This window comes from Leptospirillum ferrooxidans C2-3 (assembly GCF_000284315.1).
Lineage (GTDB): Bacteria > Nitrospirota > Leptospirillia > Leptospirillales > Leptospirillaceae > Leptospirillum > Leptospirillum ferrooxidans.
Window position 1 is genome coordinate 1,957,728 of record NC_017094.1, and the last position, 21,170, is coordinate 1,978,897.

Below are 21,170 nucleotides of genomic sequence, written 5' to 3' on the forward strand. Positions count from 1 at the left end.
CGCATCAATCCGTTATACGGACCAATCGTTTCATCGTTTGCAGACCACCATTCCCCTCATTCGAACAATCAGGACATAACAGAACGATGACAAAAGAATTGTGGGAAGAACAAAACCTGCAAAGGAACCCACACCTGGCCATAAATGACGGGCCCCATAAAAGAAGGCGACCCCTGTCCCAAGAGCAAAAAAACCTCCTGGATTGACTCCACCCTTCCCCCCCCAGAGAGAAGAACCCTCATCCACACGGGAGAAGTCCTCCCGTGAGAGCTGACCTTTCCGGCAAAAAAAATAATCGGTCAGGACAATCGACCAAAGAGGAATGAATATACCTCCGATTGTCGTCAAAAAAGTCGTGAAGTAATCGATAAATGAGGAAAAAAGAAGCGGAAGAAGGGCTGTGAGACCCTGAAGGATGGAAACAGCGCGAAGCGCCCTTCCCGGATTGTCCGGATTCCGACCAGGGAAAAGAGAAGAGAGACCCATTCCCGCGCCATAAAGATTGGATGAACTCACACTGATCGATGACAGGAGAATCACCAGAAGAGCCACAAAACCGAGACCCATTCCTGAAAGCATCTTGCTCGGATCCGAATCGGCCATATCAAAATGTCCCTTTGCGATCGCAAGCGAGAGCATCGATATCGCACCGACCCCAACAAACCATGTCTGACCTGTCCAGAGCCCCCAGAAAGCTCCCATGGTGGCGGCTTTCCGGGATGTCGCATGGCGTGCAAAGTCCCCTACCTGAAGCCAAGTCCAGATATTGATGAAACTGATATCAATCAAGGTGGAGACAGAAAGTGCTGAGGATGGAGGGGGAAAATGGGGCCAGTGGGCCAATCCCCATTTTTCTAAAACAACCCATGATTCCCAACCCGCGAAAAAAAGGAGGCCAATCGAGGAAATCCACTTGAGGAGACGAATGGCCGGAAGGCCAAAGGCCACGACCACCCCCTGAAGAAAGGAAATGAAAAGAAGGCTCGAGACTGTGGCCCAAAATCCATGCAGACCCAAAAGGGCGAGAATGGATGTTGCCCCCATATAGGTCGTCACGGTGGTCCATCCCAGCTGGACAATCGTTTCCATGGGGCCCATGAACATCCGGGAGCCTTCAACCCCCAGTACCGGACGTGCAAGCATGACCGTCGATGCCCCGGTTTTTCTTGAGATATAGGCTAGCGCCGCCCAGGGAAGAATGATGAGGGGGGTCAGGAGAAACACGTTCCCCAGAAGGAACGGTAGCCCGGAAAGAGCCAGAAGACCACCAAAGTACCAGCTCGATGCGTTGGCCGAATCCCCAAACCAGTTCCAGAAATTGTCCATAAATCCCAAACGGCCCTCCGGAGCGGACCCGTCAGACAGCCCAGAGGAGCCTTTGGATGGCGGGAGTGTCAAGATGATCCTCCTGCCGTCAGTCTCTCTTTTGATTGCAATCTAGTAGCCACAGTGATAGTTTAAGGGAGAATCAGTGCGAAGGAAAGGACCCATGTCAGGACAAGAAGAATACAATCGCCTCTCCCATATGAGTGTCTTTCTGGTCTACGGCCTTCTGGTCGTCATGGCCGGGGGAATTCTTGTTATTTTTTTCCAATGGATCTACCAGCGATTCATTCGAAAAGAGCCTCCTCCCGTATATACCGAAAAACCTCGCCTTTTCAAAAAGGATTGATCCTTCCGGGAAGGATTCTTTTTCCATCTTGTGGATAAAACCCGGATCCAGAACTCCCGGCACAGCCATGATCAAAGAGGGAATTCTCGTTTTTCCTTTTGGCCGCTGTGAATATCCATGCCCACCTGTTTAGGAGGTTTCGTTGGCCCTGCCACCGCTCATAGCGATATTGGGACGCCCCAATGTCGGAAAGTCCACTCTGTTCAACCGACTTCTGGGAAACCGGGAAGCCATTGTCGAAGACCGTCCCGGAGTGACCCGCGACCGTCATTACGGACGAGGCACACACGGCCGATATCACTTTCGCCTTGTTGACACTGGTGGAATCGTCTTTCGCGATGACCATCCCCTTGGTGCAGCTATCCAGAAACAGGCCCTTTTCGCGCTGGAAGAAGCCGATGCCCTGATCTACACAATGGACGGCATTGAAGGCTACAACCCCATCGATCAGGATGTCATCGATTTTGTAAGAGCCAGCGGGAAACCTGCGGTTTTTGTCGTGAACAAAATCGACGGAGTCAACGCAGAAGCCAGGCTGATGGATTTTTACCAGCATGGAGTCTCCCCGCTCATCGGGATCTCTGCAGCCCATGGACGCAACATCAATGAAGTCCTGACCCCTTTCATCCCCCTCATGACGGAAGAAGCGGAAGAAACCCTCGATGTTCCCATCCGCTTCACGGAAGAAGAGGGAGAAGATGCCAGAAAATGGATCGCCAGACGGCAGCTGGCTCCTGCCAGAGTTGCAATCGTCGGGCGACCAAATGTTGGAAAATCCACACTGGTCAACCGCATCCTGGGTTCGGAGCGACTCGTCACCAGCCCTATCCCCGGAACAACCAGAGATGCAATCGACACGCTTGTCCACTGGGGAGAAAAGGATTATCACCTGATCGATACCGCAGGACTCAGAAAAAGGGGCAAGGTTGCAGAAGCATCGGAGCTTTATGCCCAGATCAGGACCGAACAGGCCATCATCAACTCCGAAATATCGATCGTACTCCTGTCTGCGGAAGACGGGCTCACGGATGGAGATCTCAGGATCATCAGGGAGGTCATCGACAAGCGCCGCGGGCTGATCCTCGCATGGAACAAGTGGGATCTCCTGAAAGGTGGGCAAACGGAAGGAAAAGCCAAGGGATTTGCGGAGATTCGGGAAAAATACCCTTTTCTCGCATTTGCACCCATGTCTTCCTGCTCCGGGCTGACAGGACTTCATATCCAAAAGCTTTTTACCCAAATTGACCTGGTCCGGAAGTGGTACTATGAGCGGATTCCCACCGCCAAACTGAATGCGATTATTGGTCCATTGATGGCGATGACACCCCCTCCAAGACTGAAAAACTACCCTGTCAGGGTTTTCTACACGACCCAGATTCAGGTGGCCCCTTCAGTCTTTGTCATGTTTGCAAACCGGCCGGAAGGGATCTCCATGCAATATCGCCAGTTCATCTCGCGAAAAATCCGGGAAACCTATCCGTTTACCGGTGTCCCATTCTCCATCCGGGTCCAATCCAAAAATGAGGGACGCGACGAAGAAAATTGACAGACAAAACTCTGAAAAACCCGTCCTGACAGTCCATAAGGTTTCCAATCAAAAAGGGGCCACCCCCATTCGGAGGTGGCCCCTTTCCCATCATGGCCCTATCACAATCAATAGTTGCCTATTTTTTCTCGCGCATGGATTTTTCAACTTCAAGAATCTTGAGGGTCGTTTTGATCACAGTGTCCGGATTGAGTGACATCGACTCAATTCCCATGCGAACCAGGGCTTCCGCTACCTCAGGATAATCACTTGGTGCCTGTCCGCAGATTCCGGAGTGGACCTTGTTCCGTTTGGTTCCCTCAACAGCGAGGCGAATCAGCTCCAAAACACCAGGATCCCTCTCGTCAAAGGACTCTGCCAGGATTTCAGAATCCCGGTCCACACCCAGCGTCAACTGAGTCAGATCATTCGATCCGATGGAGAATCCGTCAAAATGCTTTGCAAAAGCATCGATCTGAATGATGTTATTGGGGATTTCGCACATGACATAAACCTCGAGACCATTTTCTCCCCGTACAAGGCCATTTTCCCGAAGAACTTCAATGACCCCCTCGGCTTCCTTGACGGTACGGCAAAACGGGATCATGATCCGGACATTGGTAAGTCCCATTTCATTTCGAACCCTTTTGATGGCCTGGCATTCGAGTGCAAAACCTTCACGATAGCGCGGGCTCACATAGCGTGAAGCGCCACGAAAACCCAGCATCGGATTTTCTTCATGAGGCTCAAAGTAGGTTCCCCCAATCAGGCTTGCATATTCATTCGACTTGAAATCGCTCATCCGGACAGTGACCGGTTTCGGATAAAATGCTGCGCCAATGGTTCCGATTCCAAACGCCAGCTTTTCTACAAAATATTCTTTCTTGTCAGGATATCCGAGAGTCAGACTGTCAATTTGGGCGATCACCTTCTGATCCGTAACCTTTTCAGGATGGACCAGAGCCATGGGGTGAATCTTGATGAAACCGTTGACGATAAATTCCATTCTGGCGAGACCGACACCATCATTCGGAATAAAGGAATGTCCGAAAGCCTGGTCCGGATCACCAAGATTCATCATGATCTTCGTTTTCGGGCGCTCCAGATTATCGAGCTTTGTCCTGTCGACATGAAACTTCAATATCCCCTCGAGAACCATTCCCGTATCACCCTGGGCGCAAGAGACAGTGACCTCCTGGCCACTTTCCAGATGATCGGTCGCCCCCTCTGCACCGACAACAGCGGGGATGCCAAGCTCCCGGCTAACGATTGCGGCATGGCAAGTCCTGCCACCGCGGTTGGTAATGATGGCCGCAGCCGTTTTCATGACCGGCTCCCAGTCCGGAGTCGTCGTTTCTGCAACCAAAACCTCTCCAGGCTTGAAATCCCTGATCTGGGCAAGATCGCGGATGACATGAACCTTGCCGGCAGCGATGCGCTGTCCAACGGACTTTCCTCGAACCAGCACCTTGCTCTTCTCATCAAGGGTGAAGGCCTCGAGGTAATCTCCTTTTTTCTTCTGGGACTCAACTGTCTCAGGTCTTGCCTGGACAAGAAATATCTCACCTGACACACCGTCCTTCGCCCATTCCATATCCATCGGACGATGTTCGCCAGCATGCTTAGAGTAGTGATCCTCAACCTTGACCGCATAGTCGGCAAGGACCAGGATCTCTTCGTTCGTCAGACAGAATTTTCGGGCATCCTCTCCCGAAACCCTCTCGTTATGAACCGTATCCTTCGTAACACCTTCGGAATAAACCATGCGGAACTGCTTCTGGCCAAGGTTCTTCCGAATGATTGCCTTTTTCCCCTGCTTGAAGGTTTCCTTGAAAACATAAAACTCATCGGGATCCACATTTCCCTGGACAACATTCTCACCGAGTCCGTAGGCCCCTGTGATAAAGACAACATCCCGGAAACCTGTCTCGGTATCGATGGAAAACATGACGCCGGATGAAGCCTTGTCTGAACGAACCATTTTCATCACACAAATGGAAAGGCCCACATCAAAATGGGTAAAGCCCTTGTCCACGCGATAAGAAATCGCCCTGTCGGTAAAAAGGGAGGCAAAACACTTGAGACAAGCTTCCCGAAGCTGCTGAAGACCCCGGATATTCAGGTAGGTATCCTGCTGTCCGGCAAAGGAAGCGGTGGGAAGATCCTCCGCTGTCGCCGAGCTTCGAACCGCGACATCGGGATTTTCCCCATATTCCTTGGCCAGCTTTTCATAGGCGAGAACAATCTCCGACCAAAGGTCTTCGGGAATGACGGCTCCAAGGATCAGATCGCGGGCCTTCTTTCCACGGCGGGCGAGATCATCCATATTGTCCCGGTCAAGTCCGGTCAGTGTCTCCTTGAGCTTGGCAAGGATTCCGGCAGCTTCCAGAATATGCCAGTAGGCATCTGCCGTAATGGCAAACCCGTTCGGAACCTTGACGCCTGCGGGCACCAGTTCCTGATAGGCTTCTCCCAAAGAGGCATTTTTGCCACCAACCGATGGAAGATCTGTCAGTCTTATCTCATTAAAAAACTTAATGTATTTCATGCGCCATATCTCCCTTGCCGAGCAAAAAAATCACCCCGGCCCTTCGTACGAGTTCACCAAAAATCCTGCACACACACTCTCAAAGATAGGGAATTTTGCCAAAATAATCAAGGAAGCCGCCATGTTATTCGCAGCATTTTGATGGCTCCATACCAGCCGAAACAAAGCTACTTCCCCGGGGAATGCTGTCGAACTTTCCGCTTGTAAGTGGTACTTGAAAGACCAGTCAACTCGCTTCCCAACCGGACATTGCCACCGGACTTCCTGATCGCATCCTGAATGTACCCCCGCTCAAACCCTTCAAGCGCAACGCCAAAAAGCGGAAAAACATCCTCTTCCTCTGCCGAGACACCAAAATGGTGCCATTCAATAGGTCCAGCGCCACAAAAAAGGGCTGCACGCTCGGTTTTTCTGGAAAGCTCACGAATATTCCCTTTCCATTCATGGGACTCAATACGGTCAAGGAGAGTTCTGGAATAAGAAGGGGGAGACTTTTTGAACCGATCGGAATATTGAGCCAGAAAATATTGAAACAGGGGAACAATATCCTCCCGGCGCTCTCTCAATGGAGGAAGGATCACCCTGAACGTCGAAAGCCGAAAAAACAGATCCTCCCTCAAATCCCCGGCCTCCTTCAAATCACTCAGGGAATCATTGCTCGCAACAACAACTCTGGCGGATGTCTTCTTCGTTTCAAGACCACCCACAGAAAGATAGGTTGACGTTTCAAGAACACGAAGAAGTTTTGGCTGATGCTCGGGAAGCATTGCATTAAACTCGTCGAGGAAAAGGGTTCCGCCATTGGCGGCCGCAAACAGGCCTTCCTTGGCCATATCAGCGCCCGTAAAGGCTCCACGGACATGGCCAAAAAAAATTTCTTCAAAAAGCCCCTGGGGGATTCCTCCCATATTCACGGGAACCAGATTCCCGCGATTCCTGGGAGAAAGCTCATGAAGGCACTGAACAAAAAGCTCCTTTCCTGTTCCCGTCTCTCCCTCAACCACGACCGGTATGTCATGCGGAGCCAGAAGACGCATCTGCTCAATAACTCGGGAAAAAACCGGAGATCTGGTCTTTAAGAACATTCTCAGAAAACCACTTTCGACATTCACTTCTTTTCCTTTTCCTGATTATCCAAAACAAACAAGAGTCCCAATTGGGGGAACGATTTGCCGGATCTTATTCTGTCCTCACAGAAGAAAAAAGACGGCAAAAGGTGGCTTGAGACTTTGTCTCCGTGCAATATCAGAAAATGGAACGATCCGACATCATTCTTTCCTTGGAAGGGATCTGACTCTATCGATTGAATAATTTTTCATCTATATCGATGGATCCTCGATTTGTTGACATGTTTACATTAATGTAACTATCGAGTATCATTAAAAAAGGTAAGTCCTTAAAAAATATCCTATTAAAAAAATGGCATGGATGTTGCTTTACATGAGATGAAACGATGACTTGGAGTCTGCTCCTTATGAACCATCAGGACAAACGAGGCTGAGATGAAAAACGACAGATCAAATATGAAGAGACAATCCAATCAAGCCAGTTTTGGCCAATATGCTTCAGATACAGGATTTTTCAGGACGATCCTTGCCGGTGCGGTCTTTCTTTCCATCCTCTGGGAAGGAAATAACGCACAGTCCGCGGAAGCGGCGGAACAGCGTGCCGCGGGCCACACGGAATATGCCCTGTCCAAAAACAGCCCTGAAAATATTACCGGAGTGATTATTGAGATGAAAACCGGAAAATCCGGCATCACAAACATGGAGATACGATCTTCCCAGGACGGACTGGCCAATCACCCCGGATGCATTCACTCCTCGGAAGGGAAAATGGTTGATGTCGTGGTGGACCCATCGGTCGTCTATCATCCTGAACAGGGCGTTATGGTCATCATGGAAAAACAGCTCTCGCCCGATGTGACAAAGCTCTCCCCGGGGGAGTGTGTCAGCATCTCCGGTGACAAGCTTCGACAGATCGCCCCATCCGGGGATGAAGATCGGATCGAGATCTCCTCACCTGCCAAGAAACTCAGCCGGATAGAGCGAATGGAAGCGCTGAAGATCCGTATAGAACCTATACTGACCGCAGGGAAATCGTCCCGCCCGGCTGGACAAATCCAGCCGACACGCCTGCCAAGCACTGCCTTCAATGTCAGGCAGCCCGCCTAGAAGTCCCCCCCCACATGGAGTTCCGGCGGCATCAACATGAAAACCGCCGGACATCCCCTCCCGAATCCCTTTCTGGCAAGAGATCCGGTCACAATCTGGAAACTTCCGTTTCTGAACACTCTTCCTGATAAATATCATCAATATGTTCAAAGTTCTCTGCCAGAACCATCTCATCCCATCTGAGAATCTCGAATCGTCCGTCTTCATGCTCGCAAAGAGCTGAGCAGCTCTCCATCCAGTCTCCGTCATTCATGTAAGAAATCCCGTCAATCTGACGGATGCTTGCATGATGGATGTGTCCGCAGATCACTCCATGAGCCTCGTTTTTCCTCACAGACCTTGCAACAATTTCCTCAAAGTCGCTGATAAAGGAAACGGCTGTTTTCATCGACCGTTTGACATACCCGGCCAAAGACCATCTGGAATGGATCCCCAACAATCGAACAATGCGAAAAAGGATTCGATTCGCCCCCAAAAGAAGGGAGTACCCCCGATCTCCCAGTTTGGCAAGCCATGGCGCATATTGCATGCAGGAATCAAACTGGTCCCCGTGCAGCACCAGAAAGATCTTCCCGTCCGCGGCAACATGGACGGCTTCCCTGGAGAGGCTGATGGGACCAAAACCAGCATGTCCAGAGTTCAGTATCGAGACCATCCAGTCCGCCATGGGATCATGGTTCCCCTGAATATAAAAGACCTTTGTTCCTGAACGGGATTTTCGCAGGATCTTCTGAATAACAGTATTGTGTGTTTCTGGCCAGAACCAGCTTCGCCTGAGACTCCAAAAATCAATAATGTCCCCAACAAGGTACAGGTACTCCGAATCCGTGCATCGAAGGAAGTCCAGCAGTTTGTTGGCCTGGCACCCCTTCGTCCCCAAGTGAATATCAGAGATCCAGATTGATCGATATCGCGCCATCAGATCCTCCCGATACAGTCAGAACCATTTTGAAAATGCCATTCGTCCAAATTTGGAAATCTTTCCAGAGAGAGACCTCCCATCTTCTTTTCTCCTGGTTTTTTTATGAAGGGAGCAAAGAACTTCCTGGCAAACAATACTGGAGGCGTCCGAACGCCCGCGCTCCTTTGCCCTTTCCTGCAGGGAAAAGAAGATTTTCCGATCCATTATCAAAGACTCCAAAAGAGATGAGGCTTCATGAAGATTCGAAAGGGATCTGGCAACTCCCCATGCTTCGAGAACATCCCTATTGTCTTCCTCCTGGCCAGGAATCGGAGCAAAAAGAAGCATTGGCCTACCCATGGCAAGGCATTCAGCCGTAGTCAGTCCGCCTGGCTTGGTCGCGACAAGATCTGCCTTTTCCATAAACTGGCTCATCTTTTTCGTATACCCCCTGACAACAATAGGAAATGGGAAATCCCCTCTCTTTAAAAAGAGCCGTCGAAAAAGGGCACGGTTGCTACCGGTCACAACCGTGACAGAGACGGGATACAGGCTTTTGGACAATTCCACTAGAAGTTTTTCAATGGGAGCAACCCCCGCCCCACCGCCCACCACAAGGAGATTCAATAGATTCTCCGGATATCGATCCAAGATCCTGTCCGTAGCCTCTCCATGGAACATGGGGTGAACGGGGATCCCCGACACACAGACCTTCTCACCTTGAACGCCCAACTCGTTCAGTCTGTTGAGCGATTCCCGGGAAGCGACAAAATACCGATCAACCCCAGGTGCAACCCAAAAAGCGTGGGGAATGATATCCGTTACCGAAACAAACAGAAGGGGAGAGAGCTCATTCATCAGATCCTGAGTCAAAAGCTCCATGGGAAGAAAGTGGGTACATAGAATGATATCGGGAGATGCGTCTCTGATGAATTTTGAAAATCCGGAAGAGAATGCCCGCGAAAGCAACGATCGGAGAAAAAAGACAGGAGGAAGAAGAGAAAAGGGTTGATCCGAAATACGGTATAAAAACCCAAGGAGCGAAGGAAAATACTTGGCCAGCCAGATATAGCCCCGGGGAACCAGATTCCGGTACAGTGGATTCATCAGGGACAATACATCGATCCCAAAAACATCCTCGACTCCCCCTTCGGATCGAAGAGAGGTCACAATCGCTTCGGCCGCCTTTTTATGGCCACTTCCGATAGAGGCATATAATACCAGGATTTTTGCCAGACAGACCTCCTTTTCCACGGGAACACCAACACTGACCCATCCCTGATCATAAACCTACCCCTACAGGGTAACAGGAGGCTCAAGAAACGATTAAAAAACAAAATCGGACATTAGAAAAAAACGTCCAGCACTTCTTACAAAAAGGGGAAGGCATTTCATTGTCAATTTTTATGGCATGATCATAAAAATTAGACAATTAAAGGAGTAAAATTTTTATGGAATTTTCAAAAAAAGAAATCGCTCCCAAAATATGGCCGGGAATTGTCTGGATTCCGCTTTTTGCCAACGGATTGATGGGAGAGTTTGTATGGCCATTCATCAGCATCATCCTCCAGGGAAATGGACTTCAGGACTCAAGCATTGGACTTGTCCTTGGGTTCGGGAACCTCCTTCCCCTGATTTTCAGGGTTCCCCTCGGATATGTCCTTGACCGGATTGCTTCCCCATCCCGATTTTTGCTCCTTCTTTTTCTGCTCCCCCTCCCTCTTCTTCTCATCGCCTTTACATCTGTTCATGATGCCTTTTACGGCGTTGTACTTGCCCTTCTTTTATGGGTTGGGCGACTTCCCTATCTTCCTCTTTCATTGGCATTATTTGATCGAAAGGATGCCGCACCCGCCACACGAAAGGCATTGAACTCCTTCGTTCTTGTACAGCATTTCATTCTGGGCATAGTAGGTCTTTTTGCGGGAGTGGCCCTTTATTTTTTTTCCATCTCTTCGGCCCTTGAAGCCGTTGGAGTTTTGACCCTTCTCCTGAATATTTGGATCGTATCAACCCATACGCCAGCACCGGACAGGATCTCCCCCAAAACCCAATCTCCCCGGATCCTTTTCCCTGGCAAAGCCGAGATATGGATGCTGCTGGCCTTTTTCTCCTTTCATTTTGTCAATGCCCCCCTTCTTCCTTTTACAGAACTGTTTCTCAGGGGAATCACAAAAAACAGCAGTTTTATCCCATTGGTCTCGGCACTTGCCGAGCTGACCATGGTCATCATGTCTTTGGTTTATGCCAGATGGCTTTCAAGACTTCCCATCACCAAAGTGATCCTGGCCGGGTTTCTGGCCCAGCCACTGAGACTTTTGGCATTGGCCAACGCCCACTCCCCATGGGCCATTCTCGCAATTGCCATTCTCGACGGATGGGGCGCTGGACTGTTTGCCATGACAAGTCTGATCTGGGCACGGGAAAGGGTTGGAGAGAATCAGATGTTCAACCAGTTTGTCGGCTATATCGATCTTGCGGTTGTTCTGGGGGGAGTATTGGGAAGCTTTACCGCCGGAGCGATGATTTCCAAGTGGGGGTTTTCGGGATTTGCAGCAAGGGACATCTGGCCCTCGCTGCTTCCCCCTCTCTTCCTCTTTTTCTATCTGTTTTTTGCTCGAAAAGAGGCCGTTTCACACTAAAACACTGTCTTTTATGGATTGACAAATTTTCCGACAGGCACAGCGACAATCCAGTCCCAGGTATTCGCCAGATAGGCTGTTCCCCCGACAATGGTCGGACTGACAATCCCCATGCGACCACCGATTTTCACTGAGCCCGTTTCTTTTCCCGTACGGGGATCAAGCATGTAAAGGATATCTTCCCCCGAAATAAACAGTCTGTTTTTATAAAATGTCGGAGCACCCCGGGCAGCCTTGATCCGGCTCCATCTCCAGAGAAGCTTCCCGGTCGCAAGATCCAGTGCCTCATAAGCTCCGTTCACCGGAGAGCCCACATAAACCGTGTTTTCATGGATCATCGGAACACCTCCCTTAAAAGCAGGCGGCTTGGGACCACGACCGAGGGAACGGACCCATAGCGACTTTCCCGTTTTGGCATCAAATGCCTCAACCACAGGATCGAGTGTGGGCTTTCCATGAATCATCGCCGGATTGGTGACGGTGTCCATGATGACAATCCCATTGCCGACGGCAGGGCTGACATCGCCCATTCCAGTATTGGCCGCTCCCTTGATCGTCCGGCTCCAGAGGAGCTTCCCGGTTTTGGCTGAAAGGCTATAGAGCCTCGGTGGAGTCGCCATGGCCAAAAAAAGTTGCCCATGATCGATCGCCGGACTCGACATATTGTCGTTCCCTTTGAGGTGAGTTGTCCAAAGAGGTCGTCCGGTTCTCCGGTCCAGAGCATGAACAGACCCTGAGCCTGTTGCAAAATACAGAACGTTTCCATCAATGGCGGGTGTGGGCATCGCCTCACCAACGGACCCTCGATGCCAGATCAAATGGCCATCTGTCCGATCCAAGGCATAGATCCCGTTATAGCTCACATCCATACCCCGAACAGCTCGCCCTTTTTTGGAAAACCGGACAACGTTTGCAAAATTGAAACCCACACCTCCCGAAGCGAGATAGACAAAGTGACCCTTGACCAGAGGATTGCCCATCAGGTGGTTTCCAACCGGGCTCGTTCTCCAGATCAGTTGCCCGGTCCGGGCATTGAGGGCATAAGCGAACATGTCATCGCTTTCTGCGTAAACAACCCCGTCGACTTCGCTGACTCCAAGTGCGTTCCCGTAAAACTGTGTCTGAACTGCCCCTGCTTCAACCTCACCATAGGTTTTGGCTCCAAAAGCTATTTTCCTGGAAAGGGGCCATGCACGTGCTTCGGCATAGCGCCAGAAAACTCCCCGATGAAACCATTCGGGGGATTTTTCGGAAATATCAACGGCAGCGTTGTGTTTTGGGCCCAGATTCATCTGTGTCCAACTTCTGGGACCAAAATGGGTATCCGGACCGACAGGAGCATTCTGGGGATAGTAGACTCGATCAAAAGGCCCCCCTGGAGCCACAGGCACCGACCATTGTTCGGATTCAGCGCTTGCTTTTCCCGTCGTGGCCGGGACCAAAAGGACTGCAAGGAAAAAAGCTCCCGCTACTTGCAATGTTAGGAATTTTTTCAATTCTTTCATCAAACACTCCGATTTAAAAAGATGGACATTCCATAACAACCGTTCTTGACCTTTGATCCGAACGACAGAAATAGAGGATATCCTGCAATCATTGAAAAACAATGGAGTCATCAATCATCTTGGAACGTGAAAAAGGTTCACAAAATTCCACCTCTCTCTTTTTCATCGTTTTGGATTCCAAAACCCTGGCATAACGCTATCAAGCTCATCGGATCTTTCATCAAACCTGATAATGCTGGCTAGCTTCACCGAGACATTTTGAAACAGGCCAACCGATAACACCAATCAGAACTCTTCTTTTCAACCCTTGATACGCTCATAATTTGCAGTGCCTGTCTAAACATGAGATACTATAAAAAATAACTTATATGTTAATAAAAGCATAATCTTATTTTTCTTATGAAACGAGCTTCATCTCACATTCTAATCAATCCTGAATAAATGGAGTTCAAAATGGAAAATCTCAACAAAAATAAATTATTGAAGACTTCTATCTCGGCAGGAATCCTGTTCATCAGCATGTCTCTCGGCGCCTGTGCCTCCCTTAGCGGAGACCGTGCAAGTCGTGCCGAACACTTTCGCGATCAGGCACAAAAGCTTGAAGCAACAGCCGGCACAAACAGCTCAGACCTGAACCATCTTGATGCCCACATCCAGCAGTTCTCTCGTGAAGTTTTTGGAGATTAGTAAGTGATTTTCCTTTAACGATATTTTCTTACGAGAAATTTTACTTGATTTTTCATATCTGAGTGCGATTTAATGCCTCTCGACAGAGTGTAATCGGGAGGCATGGGTGGAAGAAAATAGACTCTTATCGCAGGTTCGCCGGATCGACCATCTGGGGATCGTCTCGGGTGTGGCTCGGAAGATCCGTCTGGTGGAGATCATCGACCGGATGATTCCGCCGGCTCCCCAGCGGGGTGTGACAGCAGGAGAGGCGGTCCTGGCCCTGGTGTTGAACGGCCTAGGCTTCGTCAGTCGTCCTCTCTATCTGACTCCGGCCTACTTCGAGACGAAGCCGGTGGGAACGCTGATTCGTTCGGGACTGACGGAAGAAGACCTCAACGAGTTCACCCTGGGCCGGGCTTTGGATGATCTGCACGAAGCGGGGCTCTCCGCGCTCTTCCTGCACCTGGCCAGTTCCGCCGTGGGGTTGTCGGAGAGAGGAACCACCTTCTTCCACCTCGATTCGACCTCTTTCACGCTCTCCGGACGGTATCCGCAGAGCGAAGCCCGGGAGGACGAAGAGGCGGAGGATGAGGGGGAACCGGCCGTGATTCGGATCACCCATGGGTTCTCGAAGGATCACCGTCCGGATCTGAAGCAGTTCGTGCTCAATATGATCACCCTGCACAAGAGCCGGATCCCGATCTGGGTGGAAGCCCTGGATGGGAACACCGTCGACAAGACCAGCTTCTCCCGGACGATCCAGTCCTTCCTGCAGCAGGTCCAGGGAGCGGAGACTCCCATGCTCTTCGTAGCCGACAGCGCCCTCTACACCAAGAAGACGATCGGAGAGCTGTCAGGCAAGATCCAGTGGGTCACGCGGGTACCCGAGACGGTTGGTCTAGTCCGCCACCTGCTGTCGGAGGTTCCTCTCGAGGCCTTCCGTCCGGGAGGAGAGGATCTTCCGGGGATCCGATTCTGCGAGGTGGGAACCACCTTCGGAGGCATTCCTCAGCGATGGATCCTGGTCTACTCCCAGACGTCCCGGGAGCGGGAGGAGAAGACGCTGTCTCGAGCGGTGTCCCGGGAAAAGAAAGCGCTAGAGGCCTCCCTGCGCGCTCTGTCCCAGACGGTCTTCTCCTGTTCGGAGGATGCCAGGACCGCCTGGGAGGAGATCTTTGGAAAAGCCCGGTACCACCGGGCCTCCGAATGCGTCGTGTCCGAGGAAACGGGCCATGTCCGTTCCGGACGTCCCAAAAAGGACGCGAAACCGGAGATTCAGGGGTACCGGATCTCGGGATCCTTTGAGCCGGATCCCGAAGGGATCGATCGGGAGCTCCATCGCAAAGGGTTCTTTGTCATTGCCTCAAACCATCTGGATGACAAGGCCCTGCCCGCCCCGGAGATGATCGCGCTCTACAAGTCCCAGGGAACCTCGATTGAACCGGGGTTCCGCTTCTACAAAGATCCGCTCTTCTTTGCGGACGCGTTCTTCCTTAAGAGCGAGAAGCGCATCATGGCCCTGACGGTGGTCATGGGGATCGCCCTCTTGATCTACTCCCTGGCCGAAGAGGAGCTGCGCCGAACCCTCAAGACCCTGAAGGGGTCTGTTCCGGATCAGAAGAAGAAGCCGACCAGTCGCCCCACGATGCGCTGGATCTTCCAGTTGGTGGAGGGCATAAACTGGATGCCCTCCAGAGGGGATCCCGCCGGGGCGATCTGGATGAAGGAGGTGCAGAAAAAGATCATCTCCTTCTTCTCCCCGGAGGTGAAAGCGATCTACGGCGTTCCCTGACCCGATGTCTTTTAAAAAGACATCGGGTCTTAAAATAGATCACGTCTTCAACAAGAAGTGCTGAAAGTGGGTTATATGGTATGGAGTACACAACAAGAATAGCAATGTACCTGAAAAATCTATTGTCCCGTCAGGCATTACCGGCGGGTCGAAAAATGTGGCATTATCAGACATCACATTTTCTCCAAGCCCCCCGTCCCGAGGGCTTTTCTTTTTTCAAGAGACCCCTGCCAGAAATAACCTCGGTCATTCCGGCTTCGATGAGTCGTTCGACCTCAGACGCTGGAAGCCTGATCGCCTTATTCCCGATCCGAGAAAAACGAATCCTCCGCAGGTTCCTGACCGAAGGAGAAGAGATGCGTCTTAAGGGAGTGATTCTCCCCGCTCATTTTCGACTTGTCCGGTTCGCCATCCTCAGGTCTCCGACGCGAGGAACAATTCTCCCTCGAATGGTCAAATATCGATCTGAAGAACAAGGTCTTGACCATCCCGCGCTCCAAACATGGGGACACGCGCCATGTCCCTCTTTCCTATGAAGCCATTGAGATATTGAAGGCGATCCATGTGGAGATGGCCCTCATGAGCCCGTGGTGCTTCCCTCCACATAACCAGACCACCCAATCGATGCACAGAATTTTTACAAGAGGATCTATTTTCCCGCTCTCGAATCGGCTGAAATCAAAGGGGTCGTCTGACATACCCTCCGTCATACCTGTGCATCCCCTCTCGTCATAGCCTAGGTTGATATCCGGACGGTACAGATGATTATGGGTCATAAAACCCTCACCATGACGATGCGGTATTCCCACCTCTCGGGGGGGGCATCTGAATGAAGCGATCAATCGAATTTCAAAAGGGGTAATTAAAGGGGACAAGTCAAAAACCGATGTTCGGGAGGGAGTCGTCTAAGCCATTGATATCATTGGTGGAGGGTACGAGAGTCGAACTCGTGGCCTTCAGGGTGCGATCCTGACGCTCTCCCAACTGAGCTAACCCCCCGGAATCATTCATGCAGGATAGCAGATGCCCAAACCCGGGGCAAGCGCATTTTGGAAATGGAAACAAAAAAGATCAATAATCTTGCATTCATCCCCCCGATTGAGATTCCCCCAGAATTACCTTCCGTCCAACAATACGCATTGTCCCTTTCGATAAATGGGAAATCGCTTCAATATAGGCCTGATGCTCCAGGGGTCTCATCCTCTCCGAAAGGATTTCCTCGGTATCTCCTTCCAGGATCGGTGCCACCTTTTGAAGAATAATGGGACCAGTGTCCATTCCCTCATCCACAATGTGTACGGTAACCCCCGTAAAACGGACACCGTAGTCGATGGCCTGCCGATGTGCCGCCATTCCCGGAAAGCTTGGAAGAAGGGATGGATGGATATTGAGGATCTTTCCGGGAAAAGCTTCAATAAGAGCTTTCCCGATAATGCGCATATAGCCTGCAAGAGCAATCGCCTCGACATCCAGCCTGGAGAGCTCTGTCAGAATGGCCTTTTCATGGCTCTCTCGAGAAGAAAAATCCTTCGATGGAAAGAGGAGTGCCGGAACACCAAGCTCCCTCGCCCGGTCAAGAACACGAGCACCAGGCTTGTCGCAGACAATAACGACAGGATCGACCAGCGGAAGTGGTCCAAGTTCTCCTTTTTGGCAGGCCTTGATGATCGCTTCAGCATTCGTTCCCGAACCGGAGGCAAAAAGAGCCAGACGAAGTTTTCTGGACGCTCCCAAACTGTCTTTTCCCCTCTGATCAGAAGGATCGGTCATAAACCACTTCTCCCCCGCCAGGAATGATTTCACCAAGCAAATACCAGGACTCCCCCTTCTCCGAGAGGTATTTCTCAAACAATTCTTTTTCCGAGGGAGGGATCATGATGACAAGACCGATTCCCATGTTGAAAACCCGAAACATCTCCCGTGAAGTGACCGCCCCCCGCTCCTGCAGATCGGAGAAAAGTGCCGGACGAGGCCAGGCTCGGGGATTGATTCTTGCAGACATCGTCGCTGGAAGAATTCGGGGAACATTTTCCGTAATTCCGCCGCCCGTCACATGGACGAGACCTGTAACAGAAAAACGGCGAAGGAGCTCGAGAACCAGAGAAACATAAATACGGGTCGGGGCCAAAAGAAGATCTGCCCAGGTCTTCTCCGGATCAAACGGAACCCGGTCCTGGGGCCTGATGCCCCCATCCTCGATCAGAATCTTGCGGACAAGAGAAAACCCGTTGGAGTGCACACCGGTCGATGCGATGCCATAAACAGCGTGTCCAGGCTCAAGCTTTTTTCCATCGACGATTTTCTTTCGGTCTGCAATTCCCACGGCAAAACCAGCAAGGTCATATCCACCCGGCGGATAAACACCTGGCATCTCGGCGGTTTCCCCACCCAGAAGAGCAGCACCTGCCTGCCGGCATCCTTCCGCAATTCCTTCAAGGATAGCCTTTCCCGAAGAGAGATCGAGCCTTCCTGAAGCATAATAGTCCAGAAAATAGAGCGGCTCGGCTCCCATGACGACGATATCATTAACACACATGGCGACCAGATCTATCCCGATCGAATCATGGCGATTTGCCCACTCGGCAACCTTGAGTTTCGTACCGACACCATCGGTTCCCGAGAGCAGGATGGGATCCTCATACTGCTTCCAGTCAGGTCTGAAAAGCCCCGCAAAACCGCCAACACCCGACACAACCCCCTTTCGGTTTGTCGAGGCAGCCAATGGTTTTATCGCATCAACCCACTTATTTCCCCGATCGATCGATACGCCGGCCTTCTCATAATGCTCTTCCCCGCTTTTTTCGCCCAAAACCCCTCCTCATAATGCTCAAGACAACCGATATGTTTTTAGAAGAAAAAATATCCGTCAAAATCCCTTTGACAACAATCCGGAAAGAGAGGTGAAAAACACTTAAGAAAACCTTTCAACAATAACCAAAGTCTTCTGGAAGTTCAAATAGCCTGGCCCTGCAAAAGAGATGGTCCATGGAAAACGCCACCGGCAACACCGCAGGTCAGTCCTCCAGAGAACCACAAACCATAAAAATATATTATTATAAATACTATACAATGACAACGCTTTGACCTGATGGTATGATGACTGCCGAGCGAAATCGTATGAAAAGTCGGCAATCATAACGAATTCTTACTATTTTCTGACATTGTTTATTGGTACAACGAGCGTCAACCAAGGAGAGACCGTAATGGAACCCCGCCCAACCCCCCAGAAATGTCTGCACCAAAAATCATCTATCCCGGCCATGCTTCTGGCTGCTGCGATTTTTCTGTCTTCATCTGCCTGCGGTAACGGCAACATGTTCAATGGCGTTTCCGGAAATGGAACAGGAACACTCGCCGGAGCGGAATCGATTGCCTCAACAGACATCAAGAACAGCAATTACTCCGCCGCCATTTCTGCGCTTCAGCCTTATTGCCCGCAGAACACCTGTCCCGACACGACATCCACAATCATTCTTTCAGACGCCTACCTTGCAACAGGAACATCATCCAACGTCACGACCGTAGCGGCGGTCCAGACATCGTCGACCACCCAGACCGGGCTGAACCAGATCGCTTCAGCCAGCCTTTCGGGAGAAGACTCGAATCAGATTCTGGCAACACTGATCGCCGATGCCACAGGCAACCCCACCGCCAACCAGACACTCACATCCATCTCCCAGGCGATATCCTGCGCCACAAACAACACTTGTACCATGGATGGGGTAAAAAACCTCCAGGCCGCGATCGAACTTCTCGTCAACGCGGGTCTCACCGAGGCGAACTGCCAGTCGGGAGCTTCCTCAACCTGTGATGCCGGACTGGCTTCCATGTACATGATCGATGTCTCTGCCTATATCATGACCGCCATCTCGTACCAGAGCGGACTGACCTACAACACAGCACTGCCCACTCCGGTCTTCGAGCTGTGCACCGCCAACGCCACACTCCAGTCCGGAACAGCCGGAACAGCAAGCTGTACACAAAATCTTTCGGCATCCACATTAAACACCGATCTCGTAAATAATCCCGCGATCGTCGATGATATCTGCAATCTTCTTTATAATGGAGCAACATCCTCCATCACAGATCCATGCGGAACACTCTCCGGATCGATTTCAGCCTCCTACACCACGATCGCCCCTCCGGGTCTTGTCGAAGTTCTTCCAACGATTCTAAGCTCCCTAGGTGCAACATCCGCAGGGCAAACAGTCACCAATTCCGCCTATGAGTTTTTAAACACGCTTCTCAGTTGTTCCTGGACAGTCGGAGGTAGCTGCCCATCCAGCACCCAGGAAACAGCCCCCACAACGGCTCCATCTTCTTCCAATATTTTAGCAATCGTTTCAAACTACATGGCCCAGATTTAAAGGAAATCTCACCCATATGAGACATTCGACCGACAAAAGAACTATCAACAGTTTTCTCGGGGACAATCGAAAAGACCCAACAAGACAGGATGGAACAATGAAAAACACTCTTATCAGCCCAAAAAAATGGCTCCTCTCGCTTCCCGGAATCATCGGAGCGTTCATGCTGGGAGCCTTCGGGGTCACTTCCGCTTGGGCGGCACCCAGCGGTCTTGCGGGAACCGCACTGTTCGAGCAAAACCCCTTCCTCTACCAGGGAACGATCCCGCTCGGAATGGGCGGAGCATTCACGGCCGTCGCCGATGATGAAAATGCCGTTTTCTATAACCCGGCCGGCCTCGACAATATCCAGACATCCTCTTTCAAGCTGATCAACATAACCGCTGACATGACCTATCCCGATTTTCTGAATATGTACAATTCCTTTAAAAGTGATACGAACCTCTCCGGAACAGCACAGACCGCGGCATTCATCAACACGTTCAACACCTATGCCGGCCAATCTCTCTATGCCCGTGTGGGAGACTACTCAAACTATACAACCCATGATTTTTCCATCGGCCTTCTCACGAACAACCAGGTCATGGCAAGTGCCAACCCTGTCGTCACGACAAACAACCTGGCCTCGATCGCAACCCTTTCCGACACAGGAGTGGTCGTCTCCGGAGCCTATGGATTCATGGACCATCATCTCCAGATTGGTGGAACGCTCATGGGACTTGAGCAGTACTTCCTGGACATTCCCGAGCTTTCAGCCGCCCAGGCCTCTTCCAGCGGCAGCAGCATCCTGACCAAAAACATGACCAACGGATTTGGACTTGATGCCAATCTCGGAGCGATCTATCACTTCGACCTTCCCCTGAATCCGACCATCGGCGCAACCATCCAGAACATCGGATCGGCGGATTTCGGAGCCGGAGGAAACATCCCCGAAATCATCAATGCCGGAGTCGGCCTCGATCCTGATATCGGATTCGGAAGGCTTCTCTTCGACATCGACTATGATGATGTGGGAAACTATCTTTACTACACAGGAGACTCCCTCTGGCTTCATACCCATATGGGAATCCAGTACCAGTTTCCCGAGATTCTCACTCTTTCCGCCGGAATGTACCAGGGATATCCCACCGTGGGAGTCGGAGTCGACCTCTGGGCCGTAGAGGTCAATGCCACCTACTACACCGAAGAGGCCGGAGTCGTTCCGGGACAGAGCCCAGATCATATAATTTCGCTTCAGGTGGCCTTTGGCTGGATGTAACAGATCAAAACGTTTTTGAACAACCATTCGAACCTTGGGTGAGTCAGAGAGTTCCTGTCCGGTTCACCCAAGGATTTTACACCCCTCCCACCCTCACCTGATGGAATCGGAATCCAA

17 protein-coding genes and 1 tRNA gene are annotated in these 21,170 nt (G+C 51.0%); 9 read left to right on the plus strand and 9 right to left on the minus strand.

Annotation, left to right across the window (positions count from 1 at the left end):
* Nucleotides 1-30 precede the first annotated feature (30 nt).
* Nucleotides 31-1,398: a cytosine permease gene (locus tag LFE_RS09850; RefSeq protein ID WP_014450075.1), complete on the minus strand. Its 1,368-nt coding sequence runs from the start codon at nucleotides 1,396-1,398 to the stop codon at nucleotides 31-33.
* A 91-nt stretch (nucleotides 1,399-1,489) separates the two neighbouring features.
* Here LFE_RS09850 and LFE_RS13755 point away from each other — a divergent pair, with 91 nt between their 5' ends.
* Together LFE_RS13755 and der are read left to right on the plus strand one after the other, a co-directional pair.
* Nucleotides 1,490-1,672: a hypothetical protein gene (locus LFE_RS13755; RefSeq protein ID WP_014450076.1), complete on the plus strand. Its 183-nt coding sequence runs from the start codon at nucleotides 1,490-1,492 to the stop codon at nucleotides 1,670-1,672.
* Nucleotides 1,673-1,814: 142 nt separating this feature from the next.
* Nucleotides 1,815-3,218 carry a ribosome biogenesis GTPase Der gene (gene der / locus LFE_RS09860; protein WP_014450077.1) on the plus strand — a complete coding sequence of 468 codons (1,404 nt, stop codon included), beginning with the start codon at nucleotides 1,815-1,817 and terminating at the stop codon, nucleotides 3,216-3,218.
* Nucleotides 3,219-3,336: 118 nt separating this feature from the next.
* Here der and ppsA read toward each other — a convergent pair whose 3' ends face one another.
* Entirely contained in the window at nucleotides 3,337-5,745 is a 2,409-nt protein-coding gene (ppsA, locus tag LFE_RS09865) for a phosphoenolpyruvate synthase (RefSeq protein WP_014450078.1), read from the minus strand.
* Between the two features lie 167 nt (nucleotides 5,746-5,912).
* The gene (locus LFE_RS09870) at nucleotides 5,913-6,857 is read right to left on the minus strand and encodes a sigma 54-interacting transcriptional regulator (RefSeq protein ID WP_014450080.1); all 945 of its coding nucleotides are present in this window, start codon (nucleotides 6,855-6,857) and stop codon (nucleotides 5,913-5,915) included.
* A 390-nt stretch (nucleotides 6,858-7,247) separates the two neighbouring features.
* Between LFE_RS09870 and LFE_RS09875 the strand changes: the two genes are divergently transcribed.
* On the plus strand, nucleotides 7,248-7,919 hold the full coding sequence (locus tag LFE_RS09875; protein WP_014450081.1) for a hypothetical protein: 672 nt from the start codon (nucleotides 7,248-7,250) through the stop codon (nucleotides 7,917-7,919).
* Nucleotides 7,920-8,007: 88 nt separating this feature from the next.
* Here the strand turns inward: LFE_RS09875 and LFE_RS09880 are convergent, their stop codons facing one another.
* Nucleotides 8,008-8,838, minus strand: coding sequence for a UDP-2,3-diacylglucosamine diphosphatase (locus LFE_RS09880; RefSeq protein ID WP_014450082.1), 831 nt, complete (start codon nucleotides 8,836-8,838; stop codon nucleotides 8,008-8,010).
* Between the two features lie 18 nt (nucleotides 8,839-8,856).
* Nucleotides 8,857-10,074 (minus strand): MGDG synthase family glycosyltransferase, encoded by a 1,218-nt coding sequence (locus tag LFE_RS09885; protein ID WP_014450083.1) that lies wholly within the window; start codon nucleotides 10,072-10,074, stop codon nucleotides 8,857-8,859.
* Nucleotides 10,075-10,271: 197 nt separating this feature from the next.
* Here LFE_RS09885 and LFE_RS09890 point away from each other — a divergent pair, with 197 nt between their 5' ends.
* Nucleotides 10,272-11,462 (plus strand): MFS transporter, encoded by a 1,191-nt coding sequence (locus LFE_RS09890; RefSeq protein WP_014450084.1) that lies wholly within the window; start codon nucleotides 10,272-10,274, stop codon nucleotides 11,460-11,462.
* An 11-nt stretch (nucleotides 11,463-11,473) separates the two neighbouring features.
* Here the strand turns inward: LFE_RS09890 and LFE_RS09895 are convergent, their stop codons facing one another.
* Nucleotides 11,474-12,967 carry an outer membrane protein assembly factor BamB family protein gene (locus LFE_RS09895; RefSeq protein WP_014450085.1) on the minus strand — a complete coding sequence of 498 codons (1,494 nt, stop codon included), beginning with the start codon at nucleotides 12,965-12,967 and terminating at the stop codon, nucleotides 11,474-11,476.
* A 453-nt stretch (nucleotides 12,968-13,420) separates the two neighbouring features.
* Here LFE_RS09895 and LFE_RS09900 point away from each other — a divergent pair, with 453 nt between their 5' ends.
* From LFE_RS09900 to LFE_RS14745, 3 genes are all read left to right on the plus strand, one after another.
* Nucleotides 13,421-13,654 carry a hypothetical protein gene (locus LFE_RS09900; protein WP_014450086.1) on the plus strand — a complete coding sequence of 78 codons (234 nt, stop codon included), beginning with the start codon at nucleotides 13,421-13,423 and terminating at the stop codon, nucleotides 13,652-13,654.
* 106 nt (nucleotides 13,655-13,760) lie between these two features.
* Nucleotides 13,761-15,428, plus strand: coding sequence for an IS1634 family transposase (locus LFE_RS09905; protein WP_014450087.1), 1,668 nt, complete (start codon nucleotides 13,761-13,763; stop codon nucleotides 15,426-15,428).
* A gap of 396 nt (nucleotides 15,429-15,824) precedes the next feature.
* Nucleotides 15,825-16,163: a tyrosine-type recombinase/integrase gene (locus LFE_RS14745; protein ID WP_158310266.1), complete on the plus strand. Its 339-nt coding sequence runs from the start codon at nucleotides 15,825-15,827 to the stop codon at nucleotides 16,161-16,163.
* Nucleotides 16,164-16,351: 188 nt separating this feature from the next.
* On the opposite strand, the gene LFE_RS09920 is transcribed toward LFE_RS14745, so the two are convergent.
* The 3 genes from LFE_RS09920 to purM all read right to left on the minus strand — a co-directional run bounded on the left by LFE_RS09920 (nucleotide 16,352) and on the right by purM (nucleotide 18,237).
* Nucleotides 16,352-16,427 (minus strand) — tRNA-Ala (locus LFE_RS09920).
* An 87-nt stretch (nucleotides 16,428-16,514) separates the two neighbouring features.
* Nucleotides 16,515-17,198, minus strand: a complete 684-nt coding sequence (gene purN, locus LFE_RS09925) for a phosphoribosylglycinamide formyltransferase (protein ID WP_014450089.1) — start codon at nucleotides 17,196-17,198, stop codon at nucleotides 16,515-16,517.
* The gene (gene purM, locus LFE_RS09930; protein WP_014450090.1) at nucleotides 17,182-18,237 is read right to left on the minus strand and encodes a phosphoribosylformylglycinamidine cyclo-ligase; all 1,056 of its coding nucleotides are present in this window, start codon (nucleotides 18,235-18,237) and stop codon (nucleotides 17,182-17,184) included. The genes purN and purM overlap by 17 nt, the downstream gene beginning before the upstream one ends.
* Nucleotides 18,238-18,631: 394 nt before the next feature.
* Between purM and LFE_RS09935 the strand changes: the two genes are divergently transcribed.
* Together LFE_RS09935 and LFE_RS09940 are read left to right on the plus strand one after the other, a co-directional pair.
* The gene (locus tag LFE_RS09935) at nucleotides 18,632-19,795 is read left to right on the plus strand and encodes a hypothetical protein (RefSeq protein ID WP_014450091.1); all 1,164 of its coding nucleotides are present in this window, start codon (nucleotides 18,632-18,634) and stop codon (nucleotides 19,793-19,795) included.
* Nucleotides 19,796-19,892: 97 nt separating this feature from the next.
* Nucleotides 19,893-21,053: a PorV/PorQ family protein gene (locus tag LFE_RS09940; protein ID WP_014450092.1), complete on the plus strand. Its 1,161-nt coding sequence runs from the start codon at nucleotides 19,893-19,895 to the stop codon at nucleotides 21,051-21,053.
* Nucleotides 21,054-21,170 lie beyond the last annotated feature (117 nt).

Coding starts and splice junctions, on each gene's coding strand:
- LFE_RS09880 (WP_014450082.1), bottom strand. CDS start 8,838: ATGGCGCGATATCGATCAATCTGGATCTCTGATATTCACTTGGGGACG.
- LFE_RS09890 (WP_014450084.1), top strand. CDS start 10,272: ATGGAATTTTCAAAAAAAGAAATCGCTCCCAAAATATGGCCGGGAATT.
- LFE_RS09935 (WP_014450091.1), top strand. CDS start 18,632: ATGGAACCCCGCCCAACCCCCCAGAAATGTCTGCACCAAAAATCATCT.
- LFE_RS09875 (WP_014450081.1), top strand. CDS start 7,248: ATGAAAAACGACAGATCAAATATGAAGAGACAATCCAATCAAGCCAGT.
- LFE_RS09900 (WP_014450086.1), top strand. CDS start 13,421: ATGGAAAATCTCAACAAAAATAAATTATTGAAGACTTCTATCTCGGCA.
- purN (WP_014450089.1), bottom strand. CDS start 17,198: ATGACCGATCCTTCTGATCAGAGGGGAAAAGACAGTTTGGGAGCGTCC.
- LFE_RS09940 (WP_014450092.1), top strand. CDS start 19,893: ATGAAAAACACTCTTATCAGCCCAAAAAAATGGCTCCTCTCGCTTCCC.
- ppsA (WP_014450078.1), bottom strand. CDS start 5,745: ATGAAATACATTAAGTTTTTTAATGAGATAAGACTGACAGATCTTCCA.
- LFE_RS09895 (WP_014450085.1), bottom strand. CDS start 12,967: ATGAAAGAATTGAAAAAATTCCTAACATTGCAAGTAGCGGGAGCTTTT.
- LFE_RS13755 (WP_014450076.1), top strand. CDS start 1,490: ATGTCAGGACAAGAAGAATACAATCGCCTCTCCCATATGAGTGTCTTT.